This window comes from Flavobacterium panacis (assembly GCF_024649945.1).
GTDB classification, from domain to species: Bacteria; Bacteroidota; Bacteroidia; order Flavobacteriales; family Flavobacteriaceae; genus Flavobacterium; species Flavobacterium panacis.
Map to the genome: position 1 here is coordinate 219,373 of NZ_JANKMS010000009.1, position 20,263 is coordinate 239,635.

General features: G+C 31.8%; 25 protein-coding genes. 10 read left to right on the plus strand and 15 right to left on the minus strand.

Translation table 11 applies throughout. The features are described 5' to 3' along the window. Nucleotides 1–94: 94 nt before the first annotated feature. The 9 genes from NQQ59_RS19165 to NQQ59_RS19205 form a co-directional block, all read right to left on the minus strand. Nucleotides 95–322 carry a hypothetical protein gene (locus NQQ59_RS19165; protein WP_144217292.1) on the minus strand — a complete coding sequence of 76 codons (228 nt, stop codon included), beginning with the start codon at nucleotides 320–322 and terminating at the stop codon, nucleotides 95–97. Between the two features lie 67 nt (nucleotides 323–389). After that, nucleotides 390–626: a hypothetical protein gene (locus NQQ59_RS19170; protein WP_144217294.1), complete on the minus strand. Its 237-nt coding sequence runs from the start codon at nucleotides 624–626 to the stop codon at nucleotides 390–392. Nucleotides 627–652: 26 nt separating this feature from the next. Beyond that, nucleotides 653–883, minus strand: coding sequence for a DUF5808 domain-containing protein (locus NQQ59_RS19175; RefSeq protein ID WP_144217295.1), 231 nt, complete (start codon nucleotides 881–883; stop codon nucleotides 653–655). A gap of 78 nt (nucleotides 884–961) precedes the next feature. After that, on the minus strand, nucleotides 962–1,312 hold the full coding sequence (locus NQQ59_RS19180; protein WP_144217297.1) for an SdpI family protein: 351 nt from the start codon (nucleotides 1,310–1,312) through the stop codon (nucleotides 962–964). A gap of 242 nt (nucleotides 1,313–1,554) precedes the next feature. Then, a complete protein-coding gene (locus NQQ59_RS25355) occupies nucleotides 1,555–3,720 on the minus strand; it encodes a peptidase domain-containing ABC transporter (protein WP_144217301.1) in 2,166 nt (721 codons plus the stop codon). Next, complete coding sequence (locus tag NQQ59_RS19190; protein WP_144217303.1) at nucleotides 3,721–4,242, minus strand: peroxiredoxin family protein; 522 nt, start codon at nucleotides 4,240–4,242, stop codon at nucleotides 3,721–3,723. Between the two features lie 164 nt (nucleotides 4,243–4,406). Further along, nucleotides 4,407–5,036 (minus strand): hypothetical protein, encoded by a 630-nt coding sequence (locus NQQ59_RS19195; protein ID WP_144217305.1) that lies wholly within the window; start codon nucleotides 5,034–5,036, stop codon nucleotides 4,407–4,409. A 251-nt stretch (nucleotides 5,037–5,287) separates the two neighbouring features. Further along, nucleotides 5,288–5,482: a hypothetical protein gene (locus NQQ59_RS19200; protein WP_144221565.1), complete on the minus strand. Its 195-nt coding sequence runs from the start codon at nucleotides 5,480–5,482 to the stop codon at nucleotides 5,288–5,290. A 33-nt stretch (nucleotides 5,483–5,515) separates the two neighbouring features. Beyond that, nucleotides 5,516–5,659 carry a hypothetical protein gene (locus NQQ59_RS19205; RefSeq protein WP_186296615.1) on the minus strand — a complete coding sequence of 48 codons (144 nt, stop codon included), beginning with the start codon at nucleotides 5,657–5,659 and terminating at the stop codon, nucleotides 5,516–5,518. 167 nt (nucleotides 5,660–5,826) lie between these two features. On the opposite strand from NQQ59_RS19205, the gene NQQ59_RS19210 reads away from it, so the two are divergent. Next, a complete protein-coding gene (locus NQQ59_RS19210; protein ID WP_144217307.1) occupies nucleotides 5,827–6,171 on the plus strand; it encodes a helix-turn-helix domain-containing protein in 345 nt (114 codons plus the stop codon). A gap of 79 nt (nucleotides 6,172–6,250) precedes the next feature. Here the strand turns inward: NQQ59_RS19210 and NQQ59_RS19215 are convergent, their stop codons facing one another. Both NQQ59_RS19215 and NQQ59_RS19220 read right to left on the minus strand, forming a co-directional pair. Then, nucleotides 6,251–7,510 (minus strand): aspartate kinase, encoded by a 1,260-nt coding sequence (locus NQQ59_RS19215; RefSeq protein ID WP_144217309.1) that lies wholly within the window; start codon nucleotides 7,508–7,510, stop codon nucleotides 6,251–6,253. A gap of 165 nt (nucleotides 7,511–7,675) precedes the next feature. Continuing rightward, nucleotides 7,676–8,164: a GNAT family N-acetyltransferase gene (locus tag NQQ59_RS19220; protein WP_144217311.1), complete on the minus strand. Its 489-nt coding sequence runs from the start codon at nucleotides 8,162–8,164 to the stop codon at nucleotides 7,676–7,678. A 262-nt stretch (nucleotides 8,165–8,426) separates the two neighbouring features. Between NQQ59_RS19220 and fbp the strand changes: the two genes are divergently transcribed. Beyond that, nucleotides 8,427–9,434: a class 1 fructose-bisphosphatase gene (gene fbp / locus NQQ59_RS19225; protein ID WP_144217313.1), complete on the plus strand. Its 1,008-nt coding sequence runs from the start codon at nucleotides 8,427–8,429 to the stop codon at nucleotides 9,432–9,434. Nucleotides 9,435–9,652: 218 nt separating this feature from the next. Here fbp and NQQ59_RS19230 read toward each other — a convergent pair whose 3' ends face one another. Continuing rightward, on the minus strand, nucleotides 9,653–10,084 hold the full coding sequence (locus tag NQQ59_RS19230; RefSeq protein ID WP_144217315.1) for a TerB family tellurite resistance protein: 432 nt from the start codon (nucleotides 10,082–10,084) through the stop codon (nucleotides 9,653–9,655). 171 nt (nucleotides 10,085–10,255) lie between these two features. Between NQQ59_RS19230 and NQQ59_RS19235 the strand changes: the two genes are divergently transcribed. The 5 genes from NQQ59_RS19235 (at nucleotide 10,256) to NQQ59_RS19255 (ending at nucleotide 13,653) form a co-directional block, all read left to right on the plus strand. Continuing rightward, nucleotides 10,256–10,849 (plus strand): HupE/UreJ family protein, encoded by a 594-nt coding sequence (locus tag NQQ59_RS19235; RefSeq protein WP_144217318.1) that lies wholly within the window; start codon nucleotides 10,256–10,258, stop codon nucleotides 10,847–10,849. Between the two features lie 5 nt (nucleotides 10,850–10,854). Beyond that, nucleotides 10,855–11,286, plus strand: coding sequence for a deoxycytidylate deaminase (locus tag NQQ59_RS19240; RefSeq protein WP_089054282.1), 432 nt, complete (start codon nucleotides 10,855–10,857; stop codon nucleotides 11,284–11,286). Then, nucleotides 11,287–12,864 carry a S41 family peptidase gene (locus NQQ59_RS19245; protein ID WP_144217321.1) on the plus strand — a complete coding sequence of 526 codons (1,578 nt, stop codon included), beginning with the start codon at nucleotides 11,287–11,289 and terminating at the stop codon, nucleotides 12,862–12,864. Nucleotides 12,865–12,881: 17 nt separating this feature from the next. Further along, on the plus strand, nucleotides 12,882–13,247 hold the full coding sequence (locus tag NQQ59_RS19250) for a nuclear transport factor 2 family protein (RefSeq protein WP_144217323.1): 366 nt from the start codon (nucleotides 12,882–12,884) through the stop codon (nucleotides 13,245–13,247). A gap of 88 nt (nucleotides 13,248–13,335) precedes the next feature. After that, entirely contained in the window at nucleotides 13,336–13,653 is a 318-nt protein-coding gene (locus tag NQQ59_RS19255) for a hypothetical protein (protein ID WP_144217326.1), read from the plus strand. Nucleotides 13,654–13,825: 172 nt separating this feature from the next. On the opposite strand, the gene NQQ59_RS19260 is transcribed toward NQQ59_RS19255, so the two are convergent. The 3 genes from NQQ59_RS19260 to NQQ59_RS19270 all read right to left on the minus strand — a co-directional run bounded on the left by NQQ59_RS19260 (nucleotide 13,826) and on the right by NQQ59_RS19270 (nucleotide 15,318). Continuing rightward, nucleotides 13,826–14,431 (minus strand): FAD-dependent oxidoreductase, encoded by a 606-nt coding sequence (locus NQQ59_RS19260; protein ID WP_144219805.1) that lies wholly within the window; start codon nucleotides 14,429–14,431, stop codon nucleotides 13,826–13,828. A 1-nt stretch (nucleotide 14,432) separates the two neighbouring features. Next, nucleotides 14,433–14,636 (minus strand): hypothetical protein, encoded by a 204-nt coding sequence (locus tag NQQ59_RS19265; RefSeq protein WP_008465053.1) that lies wholly within the window; start codon nucleotides 14,634–14,636, stop codon nucleotides 14,433–14,435. A gap of 103 nt (nucleotides 14,637–14,739) precedes the next feature. Continuing rightward, a complete protein-coding gene (locus tag NQQ59_RS19270; RefSeq protein ID WP_144217328.1) occupies nucleotides 14,740–15,318 on the minus strand; it encodes a MarC family protein in 579 nt (192 codons plus the stop codon). A 308-nt stretch (nucleotides 15,319–15,626) separates the two neighbouring features. Between NQQ59_RS19270 and NQQ59_RS19275 the strand changes: the two genes are divergently transcribed. The 3 genes from NQQ59_RS19275 (at nucleotide 15,627) to NQQ59_RS19285 (ending at nucleotide 20,165) form a co-directional block, all read left to right on the plus strand. Further along, nucleotides 15,627–16,196: a DUF3109 family protein gene (locus tag NQQ59_RS19275; RefSeq protein ID WP_144217331.1), complete on the plus strand. Its 570-nt coding sequence runs from the start codon at nucleotides 15,627–15,629 to the stop codon at nucleotides 16,194–16,196. A 335-nt stretch (nucleotides 16,197–16,531) separates the two neighbouring features. Further along, on the plus strand, nucleotides 16,532–17,509 hold the full coding sequence (locus NQQ59_RS19280; RefSeq protein ID WP_144217335.1) for a ribonucleotide-diphosphate reductase subunit beta: 978 nt from the start codon (nucleotides 16,532–16,534) through the stop codon (nucleotides 17,507–17,509). A gap of 265 nt (nucleotides 17,510–17,774) precedes the next feature. Further along, nucleotides 17,775–20,165: a ribonucleoside-diphosphate reductase subunit alpha gene (locus tag NQQ59_RS19285; RefSeq protein WP_144217338.1), complete on the plus strand. Its 2,391-nt coding sequence runs from the start codon at nucleotides 17,775–17,777 to the stop codon at nucleotides 20,163–20,165. Nucleotides 20,166–20,263 lie beyond the last annotated feature (98 nt).

The window sequence follows — 20,263 nt, forward strand, 5'->3', positions numbered from 1 at the left end:
ATACTTTAACTCTAAAAAGTCAAAAGTAGTATTTATAATTGGGAATTGTGGCGTAGTATATTTTAGTTTTGCTGGTCAATAAGTGTAGTATATATTATTTGCTATTTTTGATTGCAGCCAAAATTATCAAAACAAAGAATGCGATAATTATGATGAAAATAGGATTGGCATAATTTGCATGCCAGCCGAATTCTTTTATTCTTTTGGGGAAATAGGACCTTGTGTCTTTTGGATTATAATAAAACATTCCAAAAATCCAGTTGTTGGGATCATTCTCCCATCTGTTTTTAGTTTCTTCACTTGGTTCTTGTAACTTTTTCATAACTTCCAAAGGATTTGATTGCTATAAAGTTAACTGATTTGTTTTACTCAAAACTAGTAAAAGACTTTTATTCTTTTTTGGGGCTTTCAAGGGAATTATTTTCGGAGTTTATTTTTTCCTTTTTAATTTCTGCTCTGTAACCTAAAAAGGCTGCTGCTCCCGAAAGTGCAGGTCCGATTGAATATCTAATATCGGAGTATGAAATGTCTTTTAAACTTTCTTTTTGAAGTAAGGGACTTAAATCAAAACAGATATATAGAAAAACAAAAATCAAGAAAATAAGAATAAGATTTTTTCTGGACATGATATTGGTTTAGTTAATAGCATAAACTATTTTTTTACACTTTCGGATAAAATCATTAAAATGAGAATCAAAACAACAGTAAGAAATACAGAATTGGGATTAGCAAAGTTAATTGTCCATCCAAATTCTTTTATTTTCTTGGGCGGGAACATTCTTTTGTCTTTTGGGTTGTAATAAAAAAGTCCCCAAATCCAATTCTCTGGATCATTACTCCAATTATTTTCCTCTTCTTCGGTTGGTTGTGAATTGTGATTCATTTTCTTTTGAGATTTTTTTTACTGTAACGGTAACCTAGTGCAACTATAATTACCAGAAGTGAGACTGTTAAAGCTGAATTATTCATGATTTTTGAATTGATTAAGTTTAAGTTTTTTTTCCGTTTGATATAAAGCAATTAGTACACATAAAACCAAACCTATAAGTACTGACAAATCAACAAATGATGTTGTGCCGAAAATTATATACAATACAACTTGAATGATTAATAAAAGAGATAATAATATAAGAAGAAGATTTGTGCTATACTTTTGCGCAAAATCCCAATTCGCTTTATTTTTCATTGAATTAGCTGTTCTATAACCATACAAAGAATTTATATTTTTTGGTGGAAACAATTTAGTTATCAATATCACAAAAAAAGTGATGATTATGATTGGGTTTTTAAATAAAAGAGTTAGTACTTCCATAATAGTTTTTTAATTTTTTTTCAGATAACTTCATTCTGTGATGTAGAAAAAAAGAACAAAGAATTGATAACAGAAGTGCAAAGTACATCATAGGATTACTTTTATTAGCTACCATTTTTTCTACGAAAGAGTCACTGTCCTCAAAAAACATAATTCTGAACATTATCAATGTATAGAGAGGATTTATAATGTAAAAAATAAAAATACGTGTTTTATTGTAATTTGATATCATTGTTTCATCTTTAATTGTTTTCTATCCAATAATCACTATAAAAATTACTTGTTGCCATTAAATCTTCGTGATTTCCCGATTTTGTTATCGTTTTGTTTTCTAATATATAGATGGTGTTTGCAATATTTTTTAACTTATTTAAACGGTGTGAGATAAATAATACTGCACAATTCAATTTTATTTTTTGCAGTAATTGCATGGTAAAGTTTTCGGTATTCCGATCCATGGCAGAAGTGGCTTCATCCAAGATTAAAAACTGTGGTTTTTTAAATAATGCTCTTGCTAAGGCAATAATCTGTTTTTCTCCACCACTTAAATTAATTCCCTCTTCACCAACAATAGTCATCAAGCCTTGAGGTAATTGATTAATGTAAAAATCAAAACCATATTCTAGAACGAAACTCAGGATGTCTTCGATTGTACTTTCGGCTCCAAGAAGAATATTGTCAACTACGGTTCCATTGAATATTGAAATTTCTTGTGGAATGACGGCTGTTAGATTTCTATAGTTTTCAAGTTTAGTTTCTCTTAAATTGTATTTTTTATTTACAAGAATGTTTCCATTTTCATAATCGTAAAAACGCTGTAGTATTTGGCCTAAAGTACTTTTTCCATTTCCGCTTTCACCAACAATTGCAGTGAGTTTTCCTTTTTCAATTTCTATATTTATATGGTGAAAAAGTTCGCTTCGTCCTGCGAACCTAAAAGAAAGATTTTGAATAGAAATGTTATCGATTTCAAATATTTCTAATCCTTCTTTATTTTCCTTTTCGATTGATGCAAATTCATACATTCTGTTGAAAGCAATTTTGGCTTCGTTTATAGGAATTGAAATTAAAGCCAGATTTGCGATTGATGGCAATAACGAACCAACGATTCCTAAAATTGCCATTAACTCTCCAATCTTGATTTCTTTGTTAAAAACCTGAATAGAAGTGTAAATTAAAATACCAATTACAAATACAACATTTGCTAAGCCAGATTGCCAAGATAAACTAATATTGATTTTTCCGATATTAAATATTTTGTCTTGATAATTGGCAAAAATATGCTGGTTTAGCTTGCTGAATAAAGGTTGTTTATTATCAGTTTTAATTGTAGTAATTCCTTGGATAGTATTAATAAAATTACTTTCATTAACTGCTGCACTTTGCATGATTTCTTTTTGCGAACTCAAGATTTTTTTATTGTTACGATAAATTATAAAAAAGTATATAGGAATACTTAAGAGACAAATTAATCCCAGTCTCCAAGAATAAGAAAATAAGAAAATCGTTGAAATTATTGAAACTAATACATCGATTATTAATGAACTTGTGAGTAGTTTAATAACATTCTGTATACGTTGTGTATCATTTAATCTGGAAACGAGTTCGCCTGTTTTTCTATTATCAAAAAAAGATTTAGGAAGATGCAATAAAGAAGAGAAGAAAAAAAGATTTATCCTGTTATTAAAATCTTTAGATTGTCTCAACAGAAAATATTGTCTTAGAACAGCTATTCCAACGCGAGCAGAAAGTAAAACAGCCAGCAAAATAATTCCAGAAATTAGTTTTTTAATATTATTTGATGGCAAAATATCATCTATCAGTTTTTGAGAAAATAAGGCCATTGCCAATCCTAGCCCAGCAACAAAAATACCAAGTAAAACAGAAATCCAGATTAATTTGTAATCTTCTTTTAGAAGATTTAAGAACCATTTTTTCTGATTACTTTGCTCCGATTCTTTAGTAATAAAAGAACTATTTGGCGAAAGAGTTAAACAAGTTTTAGAAATCCAGATTTTTTCCAGTTCAGATATTGACAAGTTATAGATTCCTTTGGCTGGATCGCCAATTAAAAAACCTTCTTTTTCATTGTATTTATAACATACAATGTAGTGTTCTAATTGATTATCAATTAATGTATGCAAGATAACTGGTGCTGCATGGTCAATTAATGCCTGAATATCTGCCTCACAACCCTCGGCAGTAAATCCTAATTGATTTGCCGCTTGATATAAACCTAGCATAGTGGTACCTTGCTTTGTCGTTCCACTAAGTTCTCTGATTTTTTCTAAGGAGCTATTTCCATTATATAATTTTATAATAGATAATAAACAAGATGGGCCACAATCTGACTGATCTAACTGTAGGGTTTGCGTTTTTGAAATATGTTTTAAATCTAATATAGACACTTATTCAAATTTTAATTTTTTAAGTAAGAATTCAGGTTTTGTTTGTCCTTTGATTTTTTCAATCAGTTTTTGGTTTTTATTGTATAGAACGATACAAGGCAATGCATTTACATCAAATGTAGTAGCGAAAGTAGCTTTGCTGTCGCGTAAAAAATAAAGGTTATCATAATTGTTAAGTTTATGGAACACAGCAAATTTTTTAATTAATTCTATTTCTTCAAGTGAAATAAAAACGATCTGAAAGTCTTTAAACTTATTGATGTTTTGGCTTATCATTTCAGCTTCTTCATTGCAAAATCCACATTCGGTATTGAAGTAAATAAAAATGACAGGAGTTGATTTTTTTAAATTATCATTTGTGAAATCCTTACCATTTATATTTTTATAACAAAATAGAGGAATTGCATTTATTTTTTCCGTTACTTCTTTTTTATAGCTTATTTTAGAGATTATTTGATAGCCTAGTAAAAGAAAAATAATGGCAAATAATAAGATAACAATGCTTTTAAGTGATTTTCTCATTTTTTTGATTCTCCTTTAATAGGGTTATAATAATTAATAAGATCATTGGGACGATTCCTAATAAGGTTTGCAGTAATTCAGCATTGTTAAAAAAGTAATTGGTTATATATAATATAATCATAAAGCAAGATAAGGCGAAAAGGATCTTCTTAAAATTTGACATTTTAGCTGTAATTAAGATTGAAAAACATCACAGTCGCAACCCATAAGAACAAACTTGGAACATAACTTAGGGCTACTATTTTCAATCCATAATCAGTATTAGTTTGAGTAAGTTTGCCAATTTCATATCCTAAATAAATCACATAGAAAAGTTCAAATAGATTTAAAACTTGGAAAGGATAAACAAACCATGTTTCTAAGTCTTTATAGCCAATAATGTTTAAAGCAGAGAGAGGGTAGAAATATTGAATATCTTCTAAAGTATAATTAGTTTGAAAAAAGTAAAACCAGATGATTTTAAAAATAGGGACTAATAAAAAGATAAATTCTGCTTTTAGAACAAAATTTAAAAGGGCATTAAAATTTAGATCTTTATTAGAGAAAAACAAACCTATATAAAGTATTGTCGTAATTATTGAAGTTTTGATTAATAACAAAATAGGAGGTAAAAGATAGGTAATCCAATTCCATTTTTTTTGGAACTCAAAAAAAAGTTCAATTTGTCTGATTGTAAATTGTTCAGAAAGATTGTTATACATTAACTTATCAAAGTTGATAGCTTGCTTAAAGACTTCATTTAATAAAATTGAAACTATGATAAGGAACAAATACTTTGGCACAACACTTTTCATGAATTTTTTTGTTTTAACTTTAGTATAATTGGTGTGATCTTTCTCGAATAATTTACATTTGATTCAGTGTCATAAAAAATAACCAAGAGTAAAACTCTTGGTTATTTTTCTAACTATTCCAGCATCTGCCGATTTCACTATTTAGTCCACTGACACTTGCTATTAGAGCTCCTCCTGGAGAACTATATGCTACAACAGCAAACATTCCTACCCAGCCACACGCAACAGCTCCAGCTTTAATTTTAACTAGATTATTTTTCTTTATTTTTTTCATAAGACGATTTTTTATTGTTAGTGTAGATAATTCCAATTATATTAATGCTTAATGCGATTATAAGTGAAAAAGCTAAATACTCAAACATTTTACTTGTGATAAAGTGTTTGTTGGCATCTAAGAATATGATGCCTACAATAGACCAAATGAAAGCTTTTACGATTTTATACATTTAGTATTTAGTTTAATGTTTTCAGTTATAAGCTTAAAAACAATCTTGTGCAGCAGCTGCAGCAAAAATGCTTATTCCAGCAATTAATCCTCCTCCTGGTATAGCACATGCAACTGCTGCAGCTGCTCCCATTAACATACAACCTCTATTACTTGTCCCTGCATGTAAATTTTCCATTTGTTTTAATTCTAGTTTTTTCATAATTATTTAGATTTATGGTTAATATTTTTCAAATTTAGAGAGTATTAGAAAAAAGTATTAGTCGATAATCGGTTATAAAAACCTATTTACGCATAATTGTAAAATAATTCTTATGTTTATATTTGTTTTCTAAACATTAATTTATGAATAAAGCAGTTGGTCATAACTTAAAAAAGATGCGTACAAATAGAAATATGTCACAGGAAGAAGTGGCAGATCATTTAAATATTTCTCAATCTGCTTATGCCCGAATGGAAAGGGGAGAAAGCAATTCTTGGGCTGGACATCTTTTAAAAATTTGTAAAATATTTGAAATCATTCCAGAAGAACTTTTTGTAGACACTATAAAAACTAAATCTAGCGAAAATATAGAAAATCCAGAAAATGATAGTGCCGTCTTATCTGATAAATTAATTGAACAGTATGAAGGAAGAATAAGAGACTTAAAAAAAATTATAAAAGAATTACGGCAGAACAAAAGGAGCTGAAAAACAAAAAAGGCTCCACTATAAAGTGAAGCCTTTTTTAATAAGTTTGAATTAAAAAATTACCTTTTATAAAGTAATATTAGCTTAATTCTTTAGTCACAATCTGCATTGTTTCACGGCTAACTTGTTTTAGTAAAACTTCTTTGTTAGCTTCAACAGTTTCTGCTGCCTCTTCTGTAAAGTGACGGATTGTATATAAGGTTACATTTTCGCTGTATTCTACTTTGAATTTTTTAGAAAGAATAGCATTCAATTCTGGGAAATTTCCAAATTTATCTTCCACACAAACAGAGAAACTAATCGCAGAATTCTGAATCAAGTTTACTTTGATTTTAAATTCGTGGAATAATCCGAAAATCTCACTGATGTTTTCTTCCATAATAAAAGAAAAATCAATTGAAGAAAGCGAAATTAAAAGTTGTTCTCTTTTTACAATAAAACATGGATATTGTGGTTCTAAGTCAACACCTTTAGAAACACAAGTTCCTTTTAATAAAGGATTCACGAATGATTTTACGTATAACGGAATCTCTTTTTTCTGTAAAGGTTGTAAAGTTTTTGGGTGAATAACAGTTGCTCCGTAAAATGCTAACTCGATTGCTTCACGATATGAAATTTGGTTTAGCAAACTTGCATTTTCAAAATAACGTGGATCTGCATTCATAACTCCTGGAACATCTTTCCAGATGGTTACACTTTCAGCATTTAAACAGTAAGCAAAAATTCCTGCAGTATAATCAGAACCTTCACGACCTAAAGTTGTTGTGAAGTTGTTTTCGTCAGCACCTAAGAAACCTTGAGTGATGTTTAATTGTTTTCTTGGAACATTTTTGCTGATGTTTTGCTGAGTGGTTTCCCAATCTACTTCTGCATCTCTGTAGTTTGCATTCGTTTTAATGAAATTACGAACATCAAGCCATTGCGTCTGAATTCCTCTGAAATTCATATAATGACTTAAGATATTAGTCGAAATCAATTCACCAAAACTAACAACCTGATCGTAAACGAAGTTGTAATTTGGAGATTTATTATGCGCTAAGAAATATTCAAGTTCAGCAAACTGAGCATTTACAGCTGCAAAAACTTCATTTTTTTCATCTTCAAATAAATCCAATAAAATTTGATTGTGATATTTTTTGATTTCTTGTACAGAAGAACTCAATTCTGTTGATTTTTCGAAATAATTCTTTATGACAACTTCAAGAGCATTTGTTGTTTTTCCCATAGCCGAAACTACAAGAATTACGTCTTCGTAACCTACTTTTTGTAAAACGTCGTATACGTTTTTAATTCCATCTGCATCTTTTACCGATGCTCCTCCAAATTTAAATACTCTCATTTTTAATTTATAGATTTTAGATTTTTAGATTTCAGTTTGGGGCGAAATCTGTTACTTATTTTTTTCCGCCACGACCCGAGCGATAGCGAACAGGCGAAGCAATTCACGAATTATCTTTTTAAATCTTTGCGAATAAAAATTCGTGAATTCGTGGCGAACATTTTTTTATAATTTTTCTAAGAACGAATTTATTCCAGTTTCATCCATTTGCACTACTCTCCATTCCTCAAGGATTTTGGCGCCTGAATTTTCGTAAAACTTTACTGCTGGAGTATTCCAGTCCAGCACATTCCATTCTATTCTTCTAACATTATCTCTCTTTCCTTGTTTCATTATTTCAGAATAAAGTGCAGATCCTAATCCAGAGTCGCGCATTTTCTCTTTTACAATTAAATCTTCAAGGTGAATTGTTTTTCCTTTCCAGGTAGAATAGCGATAATAATACAAGGCAATTCCAACAATTTCTTTTTGTTTTTCTTCGTTTTCAATCTCTGCTACAAAGACGTGAAAGAGTGGTTTTTCTCCAAAACCGTCACGTATTAAATCGTCTTCTGTAATGACAACTGCTTCAGGTTCTTTTTCGAATATCGCAAGCTCCTGAATAAGTCCCAAAACCGATTTCATGTCTTCAGGATTGCCTTTTCTAATATTCATAATTCATTCATTTTTATTTTTTGTCCTTCATAGTATCGCTTTTTCCTTCATCAGATTTACTCTTGCGAATGCTTATCAGAAACAATTTTTTGTATTCGTATTTTTATGTATTTATTATCTAAAAAAGCATTTTTTTAGTTGTTGCTTTTCGCTGATTATTAGCAAATATACAATAGTAGCAAACTAACAAAATAATTTTTGAATCATTCTCACAAAATAGACGATATTTGTGACTTAAAAACAAAACTATAACGATTTAGAAATGGAAGAACGCAATAAAACACTGGGAGAGTTTATTATTGAGAACCAAAAAGCATTTCAGTATTCTTCGGGAGAACTTTCCCGAATTATCAACTCTATTCGATTGGCAGCCAAGGTTGTGAATCATAAAGTAAACCAAGCAGGTTTGGTGGATATTATCGGCGCCGCGGGCGAGCAGAATATCCAGGGAGAAGACCAGCAAAAATTAGATGTCTATGCCAATGAAGTATTTATCCAGACGTTAATAAACCGTGAGATTGTCTGTGGTATTGCTTCTGAAGAAAACGACGATTATATTACAGTTCAGGGGAGCGACAACTGTCATAATAATAAGTACGTGATCTTAATGGATCCGCTTGACGGATCTTCAAACATTGATGTGAATGTTTCAGTAGGAACTATCTTTTCTGTTTTTAGAAGAGTAACACCAATTGGAACTCCGGTAACTAGCGAGGATTTTTTACAACCGGGAATCAATCAAGTGGCAGCAGGCTATGTAATTTATGGAACTTCTACCATGCTGGTTTACACAACAGGTCATGGCGTAAACGGATTTACATTAAATCCAGCAATTGGTACATTTTACCTTTCACATCCAAACATGAGATTTCCAAAAGACGGAAATATTTATTCGGTAAACGAAGGGAATTATGTTCATTTTCCGCAGGGAGTAAAAAATTATATTAAATACTGCCAGGAAGAAAAAGAAAACAGACCTTATACTTCTAGATATATCGGAAGTTTAGTTTCCGATTTTCATCGTAATATGATTAAAGGCGGTATTTATATTTATCCAACAAGTTCTAAAGCGCCAAAAGGGAAGTTACGTTTGTTGTATGAATGTAATCCAATGGCGTTTTTAGCAGAACAAGCAGGAGGAAAAGCAACAGACGGATTTAGCAGGATTATGGAAATCAAACCAACAGAACTGCACCAAAGAGTTCCATTTTTCTGCGGAAGCTATAATATGGTAGAAAAAGCAGAGGAATTTATGGCAGGAGCTAACTGAGTTTTCAGTTACAGTCGCAGTTTTCAGTGATATTTCAAACCCGATAGGTTTTTAAAACCTGTCGGGTTTTCTATTTCAAAAGTATTTTTAATTCTCATTATTAACTATAAAAAATAAGCCCAACAGATTTAAATAATCTGTTGGGCTTTTGGTTTTTATAAAATCTCAATTTTAAGACAGCAGCAAGCTGAATACTGCAACTGCGACTGAAAACTTTTTTATTTGTTCATGTTTTCCATTTCGAAAAGGAAAGTATCCAAATCTACTTTTTTGTCTACTAAAGAAAGTGCTTTTGCAACAATATAATCTACGTTTCCTGGAGTAAATCCTAAAGCTAATCCCATACGTCTTAGCATTACTTCTTGTAAATCACCTAAATGGTGGTCAACGTGAACCATTCTTGCCAAATCATATAAACGCTCTAAACGTTGTGTATATAAATAAGGTGGGTTTATTGGATGTTTCCATGGATCTGAAAGGATCTCTTTGTATTCTTCTTCTGAAATTTGTAATGTTGAAGCAATTTTATTCAAAAATTCTTGCTCTTCCGGGCTTATTTTTCCGTCAGCAAAAGCAACACGCACAATTGCAGAGAAATGACCTCTGTTTCTTTGTTTGAATTCGTTATCAAATAATTCTGAAAATGGCATAATTAATTAGTTTTTTAAAGAACAAATATAATCCTATTTTTAAATTTTTGATTTTAATTTTCTCATAAAATTTAACTTATTTTTATTGCACGATTTACCGACGCAAATCTTTAATTCCTGAAAATTAATTGTAAGTTTACAACCCCTAATTATTTAAATTATAGATTACCTATGTCACAATTTTGGATTTATTTTCAAATAGGATTAAAACACGTTTTAGATATTAACGCTTACGATCACGTTCTTTTTTTAATCGCATTAACCGTTCCGTATTTATTTAAAGACTGGAAAAGAATATTTTTTCTTGTTTCGATTTTTACAATTGGTCATACGTTGGCTTTAATTCTTTCTGTTTACGGAATTGTTACTATAAAAGTAAATCTTGTAGAATTTCTTATTCCGATTACGATTTTGATAACAGCTCTTTATCATTTGTTTACAGCTGGAAAGACGTCTAAAAATGATAGCATAAATCTAGTATTTTTCATAACTTTATTCTTTGGTATTATTCATGGTTTAGGATTCTCAAATTATTTCAAAACAATTTTAGGAGGTTCTGCAACATCAAAATTGCTACCTTTGGGAGAGTTTGCTTTAGGAATTGAAGCTGCACAGTTAGTGGTGGTTTTTGTTGTTTTGGTAATATCATATATTGTGCAAACGGTTTTTCGTTTTTCAAAACGCGACTGGGCACTTGTAATGTCGGCTTTTATTATTGGAGTTGTAGTTCCGATGATTATTGAAAGTCCGATTTGGAACAGATAAAATAAATGGAAGTAAAAAAACTGAATAAATACGATAAAGCATACCTGCGAATTGCAAAAGAGTGGAGCTTGCTTTCTTATTGTAAACGCAAACAAGTCGGAGCTATTATCGTAAAAGATAGAATGATCATTTCTGATGGTTACAACGGAACACCATCTGGATTTGAAAATTGCTGCGAAGATGAAGACGGTTTAACACGCTGGGATGTTTTACATGCAGAAGCCAATGCAATTCTTAAAGTGGCAAGATCAACACAATCTTGTGAAGGCGCAACTTTATATATTACGCTTTCTCCGTGTAAAGAATGCAGTAAATTAATTCATCAGTCGGGAATAAAAAGAGTGGTTTACCATAATGGATACCGTGATGATTCTGGAATTCAATTTTTAATAAAAGCAGGTGTGGAAGTAGAACATATTCCTGTTTTAGAAGAGTAAATGAAATTTAATTCAAAATATTTGCCCATAATAATCGGAGCCACTTTTGCTCTGGGAACGGTTGTCGGAAGCCTTATGAATGCTCCCGTCGATGATCAGCTTTTGGCAAAAAATTACTCCAAAACCAAACTCAACAAACTGATTGATTTTATCAATAATGAATATGTTGACAGCATTAATACCGATTCTATTGTAAATCTAACAGTAGATAATATTCTTTCCAAACTAGATCCGCATTCCGTTTATATTCCGCCAAGCGAACAAGCAGAAGTTGCTGAAAGTATGAAAGGTGATTTCGTTGGAATCGGAATCAATTTTTATATGTATAAAGATTCGGTTGCGATTATAAAACCAATTGAAAACGGACCTTCAGCAAGAGCGGGATTAAAGTCTGGAGATAGAATTTTATTTGCAGGAAAAACAAAATTATACGGTAGAAAACTACCTTCAGATAGTTTGTTTTCACAATTAAAAGGTTTACAAGGTTCGGAAATCGAATTGACTGTTTTTAGAAAATCAGAAAAAAAGAAATTAAAGTTTAAAGTCAAAAGAGATGTTATTCCGATTAAAAGTGTGGATGCTTCTTTGTTGATTGGAAACAATATTGGTTACATCAAAATAAACCGTTTTGCTGAAACTACTTTCAATGAATTTAAAACAGGTTTAACAAGATTAAAACAAAAAGGAATTCAGTCGCTGGTAATTGATCTTCGTGACAATGGAGGAGGTTATATGGAAGAAGCGATCGCCATTGCTGATGAATTTCTAAAAGATAAACAGCTGATTGTTTTTACAAAAAGTAAAAATGGATCAACAGATAAAACGTATGCTACAAAAGCCGGAAGTTTTGAAACCGGTAAAGTATATGTTTTGATTAATGAAAACAGTGCTTCTGCGAGCGAAATTTTAGCAGGAGCAATTCAGGATAATGACCGTGGAACTATTGTCGGAAGACGTTCTTTTGGAAAAGGTCTTGTTCAAAGAGAAATGGATTTTAATGACGGATCTGCTGTAAGATTGACGGTAGCTCGTTATTATACGCCAACAGGAAGATCAATTCAAAAACCTTATAAAAAAGGAAATGAAGAATATTTTAAAGAATCAGAAGCTAGAATTGCTACCGGAGAATTGTATGCAAAAGATAGTATTAAAGTAGCAGATTCATTAAAATTCAAAACCCCAAAAGGTAAAATCGTTTACGGTGGCGGCGGAATTGTACCAGATGTTTTTGTGCCAATGGAAGCAGAACACGGTAATGAAAACGTTGGTTATTTGTTGCAAACAGGAATTGTCGGCCATTTTGTTTTTGAAGAATTAGACAAGGATAGAAATGCTTTTAAAGGAGATAATTTTAATACGTTTTTAAATAAGATGAAGACATCTGATGTGTACTTCAAAAAGTTTAAAAACTATATTTTAATGACTGGTTTAGACTTGAAGCTTGATAAGACGAAAGCCCTTGTGAACCGTTATATTACTGCTGAATTTGCTCGACAATTGTTTGGTGAATTGTATTATTATGATGTGATCTTGAAAGATGACGCAATGATTAAAACCATTCTCAATCCGAAGAAATAACTTCAAACTTTTATATCATGAAAATAGAAACCGTTATTAATGCAGAAATCGAACTTCTGACTGCTATTAAAAAATCGGATGTTATGGCTTTGGAAACAATCCTTCATGATGATTTGCTTTTCAATATGCCTGATGGGCAAACAATAACTAAAGATTTCGATTTAAATTCGTATCGCTCCGGAAAAATGAAAATAGATTTTTTAGAAGCTTGCGATCAAATCGTAAACATAATTGAAAGTACAGCAGTGGTTACGGTTACGGTTTCATTAAAAGGAACTTACGATAATAATCCAATTAACGGAGTTTTCAAATATATTAGAGTTTGGAAAAAAATAGGTAAAAATTTAAAAGTCATTGCAGGAAGCTGTGTCCAGCTGGCATAAAGTTTGAAGCTGAGAAAATAATATTAACTTAAAAACTTAGCGAACATTGCATTAATCCTAGTGCAATTTGCGGTTAAATCCATAAAATATGAAAAATCTAAAAAGAATAAGTTTCCTAGTGCTTTTAATGACTTTTGTAATCTCCTGTACGACTATGAAAAATGATGCAAATAATCCAGTTTCAGGAAGAGTAGAGTCTATTGAAGGCGGAAAAGACGGTTACACGGCAAAAATCACCACAGACAATAAAGAGGTTTATTTTGCTACGATTAGCATTGTAAATGTTGGTGGACCTCAAAACTACAAACAAGTAAAAATCGGAGATGTGGTAACTGTAAAAGGAGAAAAATGGAAAATGGAGGATGAAAATCACATAAAAGTAACAGAAATCGTTTCGGTTAAATAAGCGAAAGACAAAAAAATAAAACCATTAAGAGATTAAGTTAATTAAGCTTTAAGCTTATTTTTTAATCTTTTAATGGTTTTTTTATGGTCAATTCTTAATGTACTTTGAAGTAAAGTATTTTAAGGCAAAAGCTTAATTAACTTAATGTCTTTAATGGTTTAAAAAGGAAAAATTATCGAATACTATCGTGAGCATGAGTTTGCGTGCCGTTATTCCATAAAGTAAGAATATCTGTAGCTACAGCAGCGCCGCTTCCGGCGGCAATGGCTAATTGACTTCTCCAGCCTGCTAAAGTTCCGATAACATAAATGCCATCAGCGACTTTATGATCTTCATTTTTTAACTGAATTCGTTGTTTTTCTGGAAGCGCTTTTTTATGCGGTTCAACAAATTGCATTAAACCTTCAATGTCGAAAGTATTGGCAGAACCAATTCCGATCACGATATTTTTTGTTTTATAAGAGTTTTTGTTGGTTACAACAGTAAATTCAGGATAACTGCCTTCAACTTTCATTACTTTCTCATTTGGAATCTGAGTAATGTGTGGGTAAGTTGTAGCTAAATCCTGTGTGCTTTCAGTTAAAAGTTCAGAGCCTAATTTTCCTGGTGTAATTCCGTAAGCGTTATAAAAGATTGCCTCTTGTAAAGAAGAATTTTTCTGATGTGTAAAAATTCCAATTTTTTTGTCAGTAACAAAAGTTTTGTTTTTCGCGGATCCTAAGACTAGAGCGCAAGACATTCCTGAAACTCCTCCGCCTATAATTAAAACGTCAAACATATTATCTGTTGTCATTCATTTTTTCTTCAATTCTTTTTGAAATCCTAAAAATCAAAAGAATCAGAACAGCGCAAAATGAAGCGGCGATTCCAATAAAAGCTACCATACTATCTCCTTGAAAAGGATTTTTAAAGTCTAATAGCGTAATATTAAAAACAATTAAAGCTAATGCTAAAAGCACTAAGATTGAAGTGAAAATTTTCATAAGATTGTTTCTGTTTGGTCTAAAATAATAAAGTAGAACCCTGAAAAATGACTAAGAGTTATATTTTAGAATATTTTACGGGGTAAATTTATAAAAATAAATTTTAGACAAACAAACCTTTAACATTAGCAGCAAATAATTTAACAGCAATTGCTAAAAGTATCACTCCAAATGTCTTGCGAACTACTCCAAGTCCGTTTTCTCCTAACAAATTTTCGATTTTTTTGGATGACTTCAAAACGATATACACCAGAATAATATTAAGAAGAATTGCAATGATAATGTTAATAGTGTGAAATTGAGATCTTAACGATAATAAAGTGGTCATAGTTCCGGCACCAGCGATCAACGGAAATGCTAGCGGAACGATAGAAGCAGAACCTGGTTCTTCGTCACGATAAATCCTAATTCCTAAAATCATTTCTAAAGCAAGGAAAAATAAAACAAATGATCCGGCAACGGCAAATGAATGCACATCGATACCAATCAAGTTTAGTAAACCTTCTCCAACAAAAAGAAAAACAATCATAATGGCTCCTGCAACGATAGATGCTTTTTCAGATTCGATGTGTCCGACTTTTGCTCTTAAATTGACAATAATCGGAATAGAACCAACAATATCAATTACGGCAAAAAGTACCATACTTACAGTGACAATTTCTTTAAAGCTAATTTCTAACATAGTATGTTGAATTTAAAGTGTTAAAAAACTGGTGCAAAAGTAGATAATAAAGTTAGGTGTTTTTTCTTTAGAATGTATTTTTGTTATAAAAACATGTTTTATTGGTTTAAAAAGTGATATTTGTAACAATTGTGTTTTTTGTCGTAAAGTTTCGCAAATATTTTTAGCAAAGTTTCTCGAAGATTAAATTGTAAAAAGAATAAAAATGAAATAATTCTTTGTGAATCTCTGTGAAACTCTCTGCGAATCCCTGTGGTACATTTTTTATCTGCTTTCTTTGACTATCTTTGCACTCTAAAAATAATATCATGTTTCAGTTAGGTAAAACTATTATTTCAGAAGATATTCTGGAAAAAGAATTTGTATGCAATTTGTCTGCTTGTAAAGGAGCTTGTTGTGTTGATGGAGATGCGGGTGCGCCTTTAAATGAGGCTGAAACCAAAATATTAGAAGAAATCTATCCTAAAGTAAAGCCTTTTTTAAGAAAAGAAGGAATTGCTGCAATTGAAGCGCAAGGAACTTGGATAACCGGAACAGACGGCGACTTAGAAACTCCTCTTATTGATAATAAAGATTGTGCTTACGTAATTTTTGATGGAAAAACGGCACTTTGCGGAATTGAGCAAGCCTATAATCAAGGAATTGTTGATTGGAAAAAACCAGTTTCTTGTCACTTATATCCAATTCGAGTAAAAGACTTCACGGAATTTGCAGCGGTTAATTATGACAAATGGGATATTTGTGATGATGCTTGTTCTTTAGGTAAAGAATTGGAAGTTCCAGTTTATAAATTTGTCAAAGAAGCGTTAATTCGTCGTTTTGGTGAAGACTGGTATATGGAACTTGAAAAAGTTGCTGAAGAACATAAAAATTCTTAAAATCAGCATCAAAAATTATAGTCATTTTGACTACATATTTTAACTCAAAAAAATAATTTTTTGACTCAAAAAAACTTTTTTAAAACTCTCTAAAATTTCTTGCTTTTTATATTAAAAAGTCTATATTTTACAGGCTTATTAGAAGTGTGAAACGGTTTTAAAATACTCATTAACAGTAAATTAATTATTGTCTGAAAAATTTCTCAAATTTTAGCCGTTGTTAAAAACTACCTCCGATTGTGAATAAGTTTGGCTTTTATTTTTGACGTTAATTGACAATCTTTGTAGTCTACTGAAAAAGTAAAATTTCAATACAAAAATTAACAGAATCTGTCATGTCACAAATCGAACCAATATTACAAGAAAATAAAAACCGCTTCGTTATTTTTCCGATTAAACATCATGATATTTGGGAATGGTATAAAAAGATGGAAGCTAGTTTCTGGACTGCAGAAGAAATCGACTTACACCAAGATTTGGCAGACTGGAATAATAAGTTAAATGATGATGAAAGATATTTCATCAAACACATTTTAGCATTCTTCGCAGCTTCTGACGGAATCGTAAACGAAAACCTTGCTGAAAACTTTGTAAATGAAGTACAATACGCTGAAGCGAAATTTTTCTACGGATTTCAAATCATGATGGAGAATATTCATAGTGAGACCTATTCTTTATTAATTGATACTTACGTTAAAGACGAGGCAGAAAAAACAGAATTATTTAATGCTTTAGAAGTATTCCCTGCAATTGCTAAAAAAGGAGAATGGGCCTTAAAATGGATCGAGTCAGATTCGTTTGCTGAAAGACTTATTGCTTTTGCTGCGGTTGAAGGAATCTTTTTCTCAGGAGCATTCTGTTCAATTTATTGGTTGAAAAAACGTGGTTTGATGCCAGGTTTAACATTTTCTAATGAGTTGATTTCTCGTGACGAAGGCGTACATTGTGATTTTGCAGTTCACTTGCACAATCACCATTTGGTAAACAAAGTGCCAAAAGAAAGAATTAAAGAAATTATTGTCGATGCATTAGATATCGAAAGACAATTTGTTACTGAATCTCTTCCGGTAAGTTTAATTGGTATGAATGCTGGTTTAATGACACAGTATTTAGAGTTTGTTGCTGATAGACTTTTGGTTGAATTAGGTTGCGAGCGTGTTTACGGATCAGCAAATCCATTCGATTTCATGGACATGATTTCTCTTCAAGGAAAAACTAATTTCTTTGAAAAACGTGTTGCGGAGTATCAAAAATCTGGTGTAATGAACACGGATAGTGATGCTCAAAAAATTTCATTCGATGCAGATTTTTAGGTAACAAAATACTTTTAGCGCCTGATCTTCTCAGTAACGCTAAAAAAAGATTACAAAATATTTTTTTAAGGTTGAATCTCTTTCCCCAAGTCGCAGGTTCAATAGCAATTTATGACGCATTTAAATTCGATTTTCGAATTTGAAAGGAGTAACTATTGAGAATTCGGTAATTCTCTAAAATTAATTTAAAAACACGCAATGTTTAAGTGCTGGAGTTCGTTCTCTAAGTACTTTCATTTTTTCAATAACCATAAAAGGTAAGCTTATGTATGTAGTAAAAAGAGATGGCCACAGAGAGCCGGTAATGTTTGATAAGATTACAGAAAGAATCAAAAAATTGTGTTACGGCTTGAATGAGCTTGTAGATCCTGTTAAGGTAGCCATGAGAGTTATCGAAGGATTGTATGATGGGGTTTCGACTTCTGAATTAGATAATCTTGCAGCAGAAACGGCGGCTTCTATGACAATTGCGCATCCAGATTATGCACAATTGGCAGCTCGTATCGCTATTTCAAATCTACATTCAAATACTAAAAAATCTTTCTCTGAAACGATGAAAGATATGTATCACTACGTGAATCCAAGAAATGGACAAGATGCTCCATTAATTGCAGATGACGTATTTAAAGTAATTCAGGAAAACGCTGCTTTTTTAGATTCTCATATTATTTATACAAGAGATTTTAATTACGATTACTTTGGTTTCAAAACCTTAGAGCGTTCTTATCTTCTTAAAATAAACGGAAAAATCGTAGAGCGTCCGCAGCACATGTTAATGCGTGTTTCTGTTGGTATTCACTTAGACGACTTAAAATCGGTTATTGAAACTTATGATTTAATGTCTAAAAAGTTCTTTACGCATGCAACGCCAACGTTGTTCAATGCTGGAACTCCAAAACCTCAAATGTCTTCTTGTTTCCTTTTGGCAATGCAAGATGATAGTATTGATGGTATTTATGATACATTAAAACAAACAGCAAAAATCTCGCAGTCAGCGGGAGGAATCGGACTTTCTATCCACAACGTTCGTGCAACTGGATCTTACATTCGCGGTACAAACGGAACTTCAAACGGAATTGTACCGATGTTGAGAGTTTTCAACGATACAGCGCGTTACGTAGATCAAGGTGGTGGAAAACGTAAAGGAAGTTTTGCGATTTACATCGAAACTTGGCATGCTGATATTTTTGATTTCTTGGATTTAAAGAAAAATACAGGAAAAGAAGAAATGCGTGCGAGAGATTTATTCTTCGCTATGTGGACTTCAGATTTGTTTATGAAACGTGTTCAGGAAGATTCAACTTGGACTTTAATGTGTCCAAACGAATGTCCGGGATTATATGACGTTTATGGAGATGAATTCGAGAAATTATACACTGATTACGAATTCCAAAATAAAGGAAGAAAAACCATCCGTGCTCGTGAATTATGGGAGAAAATCCTAGAATCTCAAATCGAGACTGGAACACCATATATGTTGTATAAAGATGCAGCAAACCGTAAATCGAACCACAAGAATTTAGGGACAATTCGTTCTTCTAACTTGTGTACAGAGATTATGGAGTTTACTTCTAAAGATGAAATTGCAGTTTGTAACTTGGCTTCAATCTCATTGCCAATGTTCATTGAAAACGGACAATTCGATCACCAAGCGCTTTACAATGTTACAAAACGTGTAACTCGTAACTTGAACAAAGTAATCGACAGAAACTACTATCCAGTAAAAGAAGCTGAAAACTCAAACATGCGTCACCGTCCAGTTGGATTAGGAGTGCAAGGTTTAGCAGATGCTTTCATCATGTTGCGTATGCCTTTTACAAGTGATGAAGCTAAAAAATTAAACCAAGAGATTTTTGAAACTTTATACTTCGCTGCTGTAACCGCTTCTATGGAAATGGCAAAAGAAGAAGGACCTTACTCAACTTTTGAAGGTTCTCCAATGTCACAAGGAGAATTCCAACACAATATGTGGGGAATGAAAGATGAGGAATTATCTGGTCGTTGGGACTGGGCTTCTTTAAGAAAAGAAGTTGTAGAACACGGAGTTCGTAACTCATTGTTAGTTGCTCCGATGCCAACTGCTTCGACTTCTCAAATCTTAGGAAACAATGAAGCTTTTGAACCTTATACATCAAACATTTATACACGTCGTGTATTGTCTGGAGAATTTATCGTAGTAAACAAACATTTACTTCACGATTTAGTAGAAAGAGGTTTGTGGAACGAGTCATTGAAGCAAGAAATTATGCGTCATAATGGATCTGTTCAAAATATTGATATTATTCCGCAAGATTTAAAAGAACTTTATAAAACAGTTTGGGAAATGTCGATGAAAGATATTATCGATATGTCGCGTCAAAGAGGTTACTTTATTGACCAGTCTCAATCGTTGAACTTGTTCATGCAAGATGCAAACTATTCTAAACTAACGTCAATGCACTTCTACGCTTGGCAGTCTGGTTTAAAAACGGGAATGTATTATTTAAGAACAAAAGCGGCTGTAGATGCTATTAAATTCACATTAAACAACGACAAAAAAGAGGAAACTCCATCTTTAGTTCAGGAAACTGAAGAAATCAGCGTTGAAGATTATAAAGCAATGTTGTTGAAAGCACAAGCAGCAGGTCCTGAGGATTGTGAAATGTGTGGAAGTTAATTGTAGATTTTAGATCTAAAGATTTTAGATTTTAATTTGATATATGAAGCAGTTGTCATTTTTGATAGCTGCTTTTTTTGTTTTTGATCACATCGAAT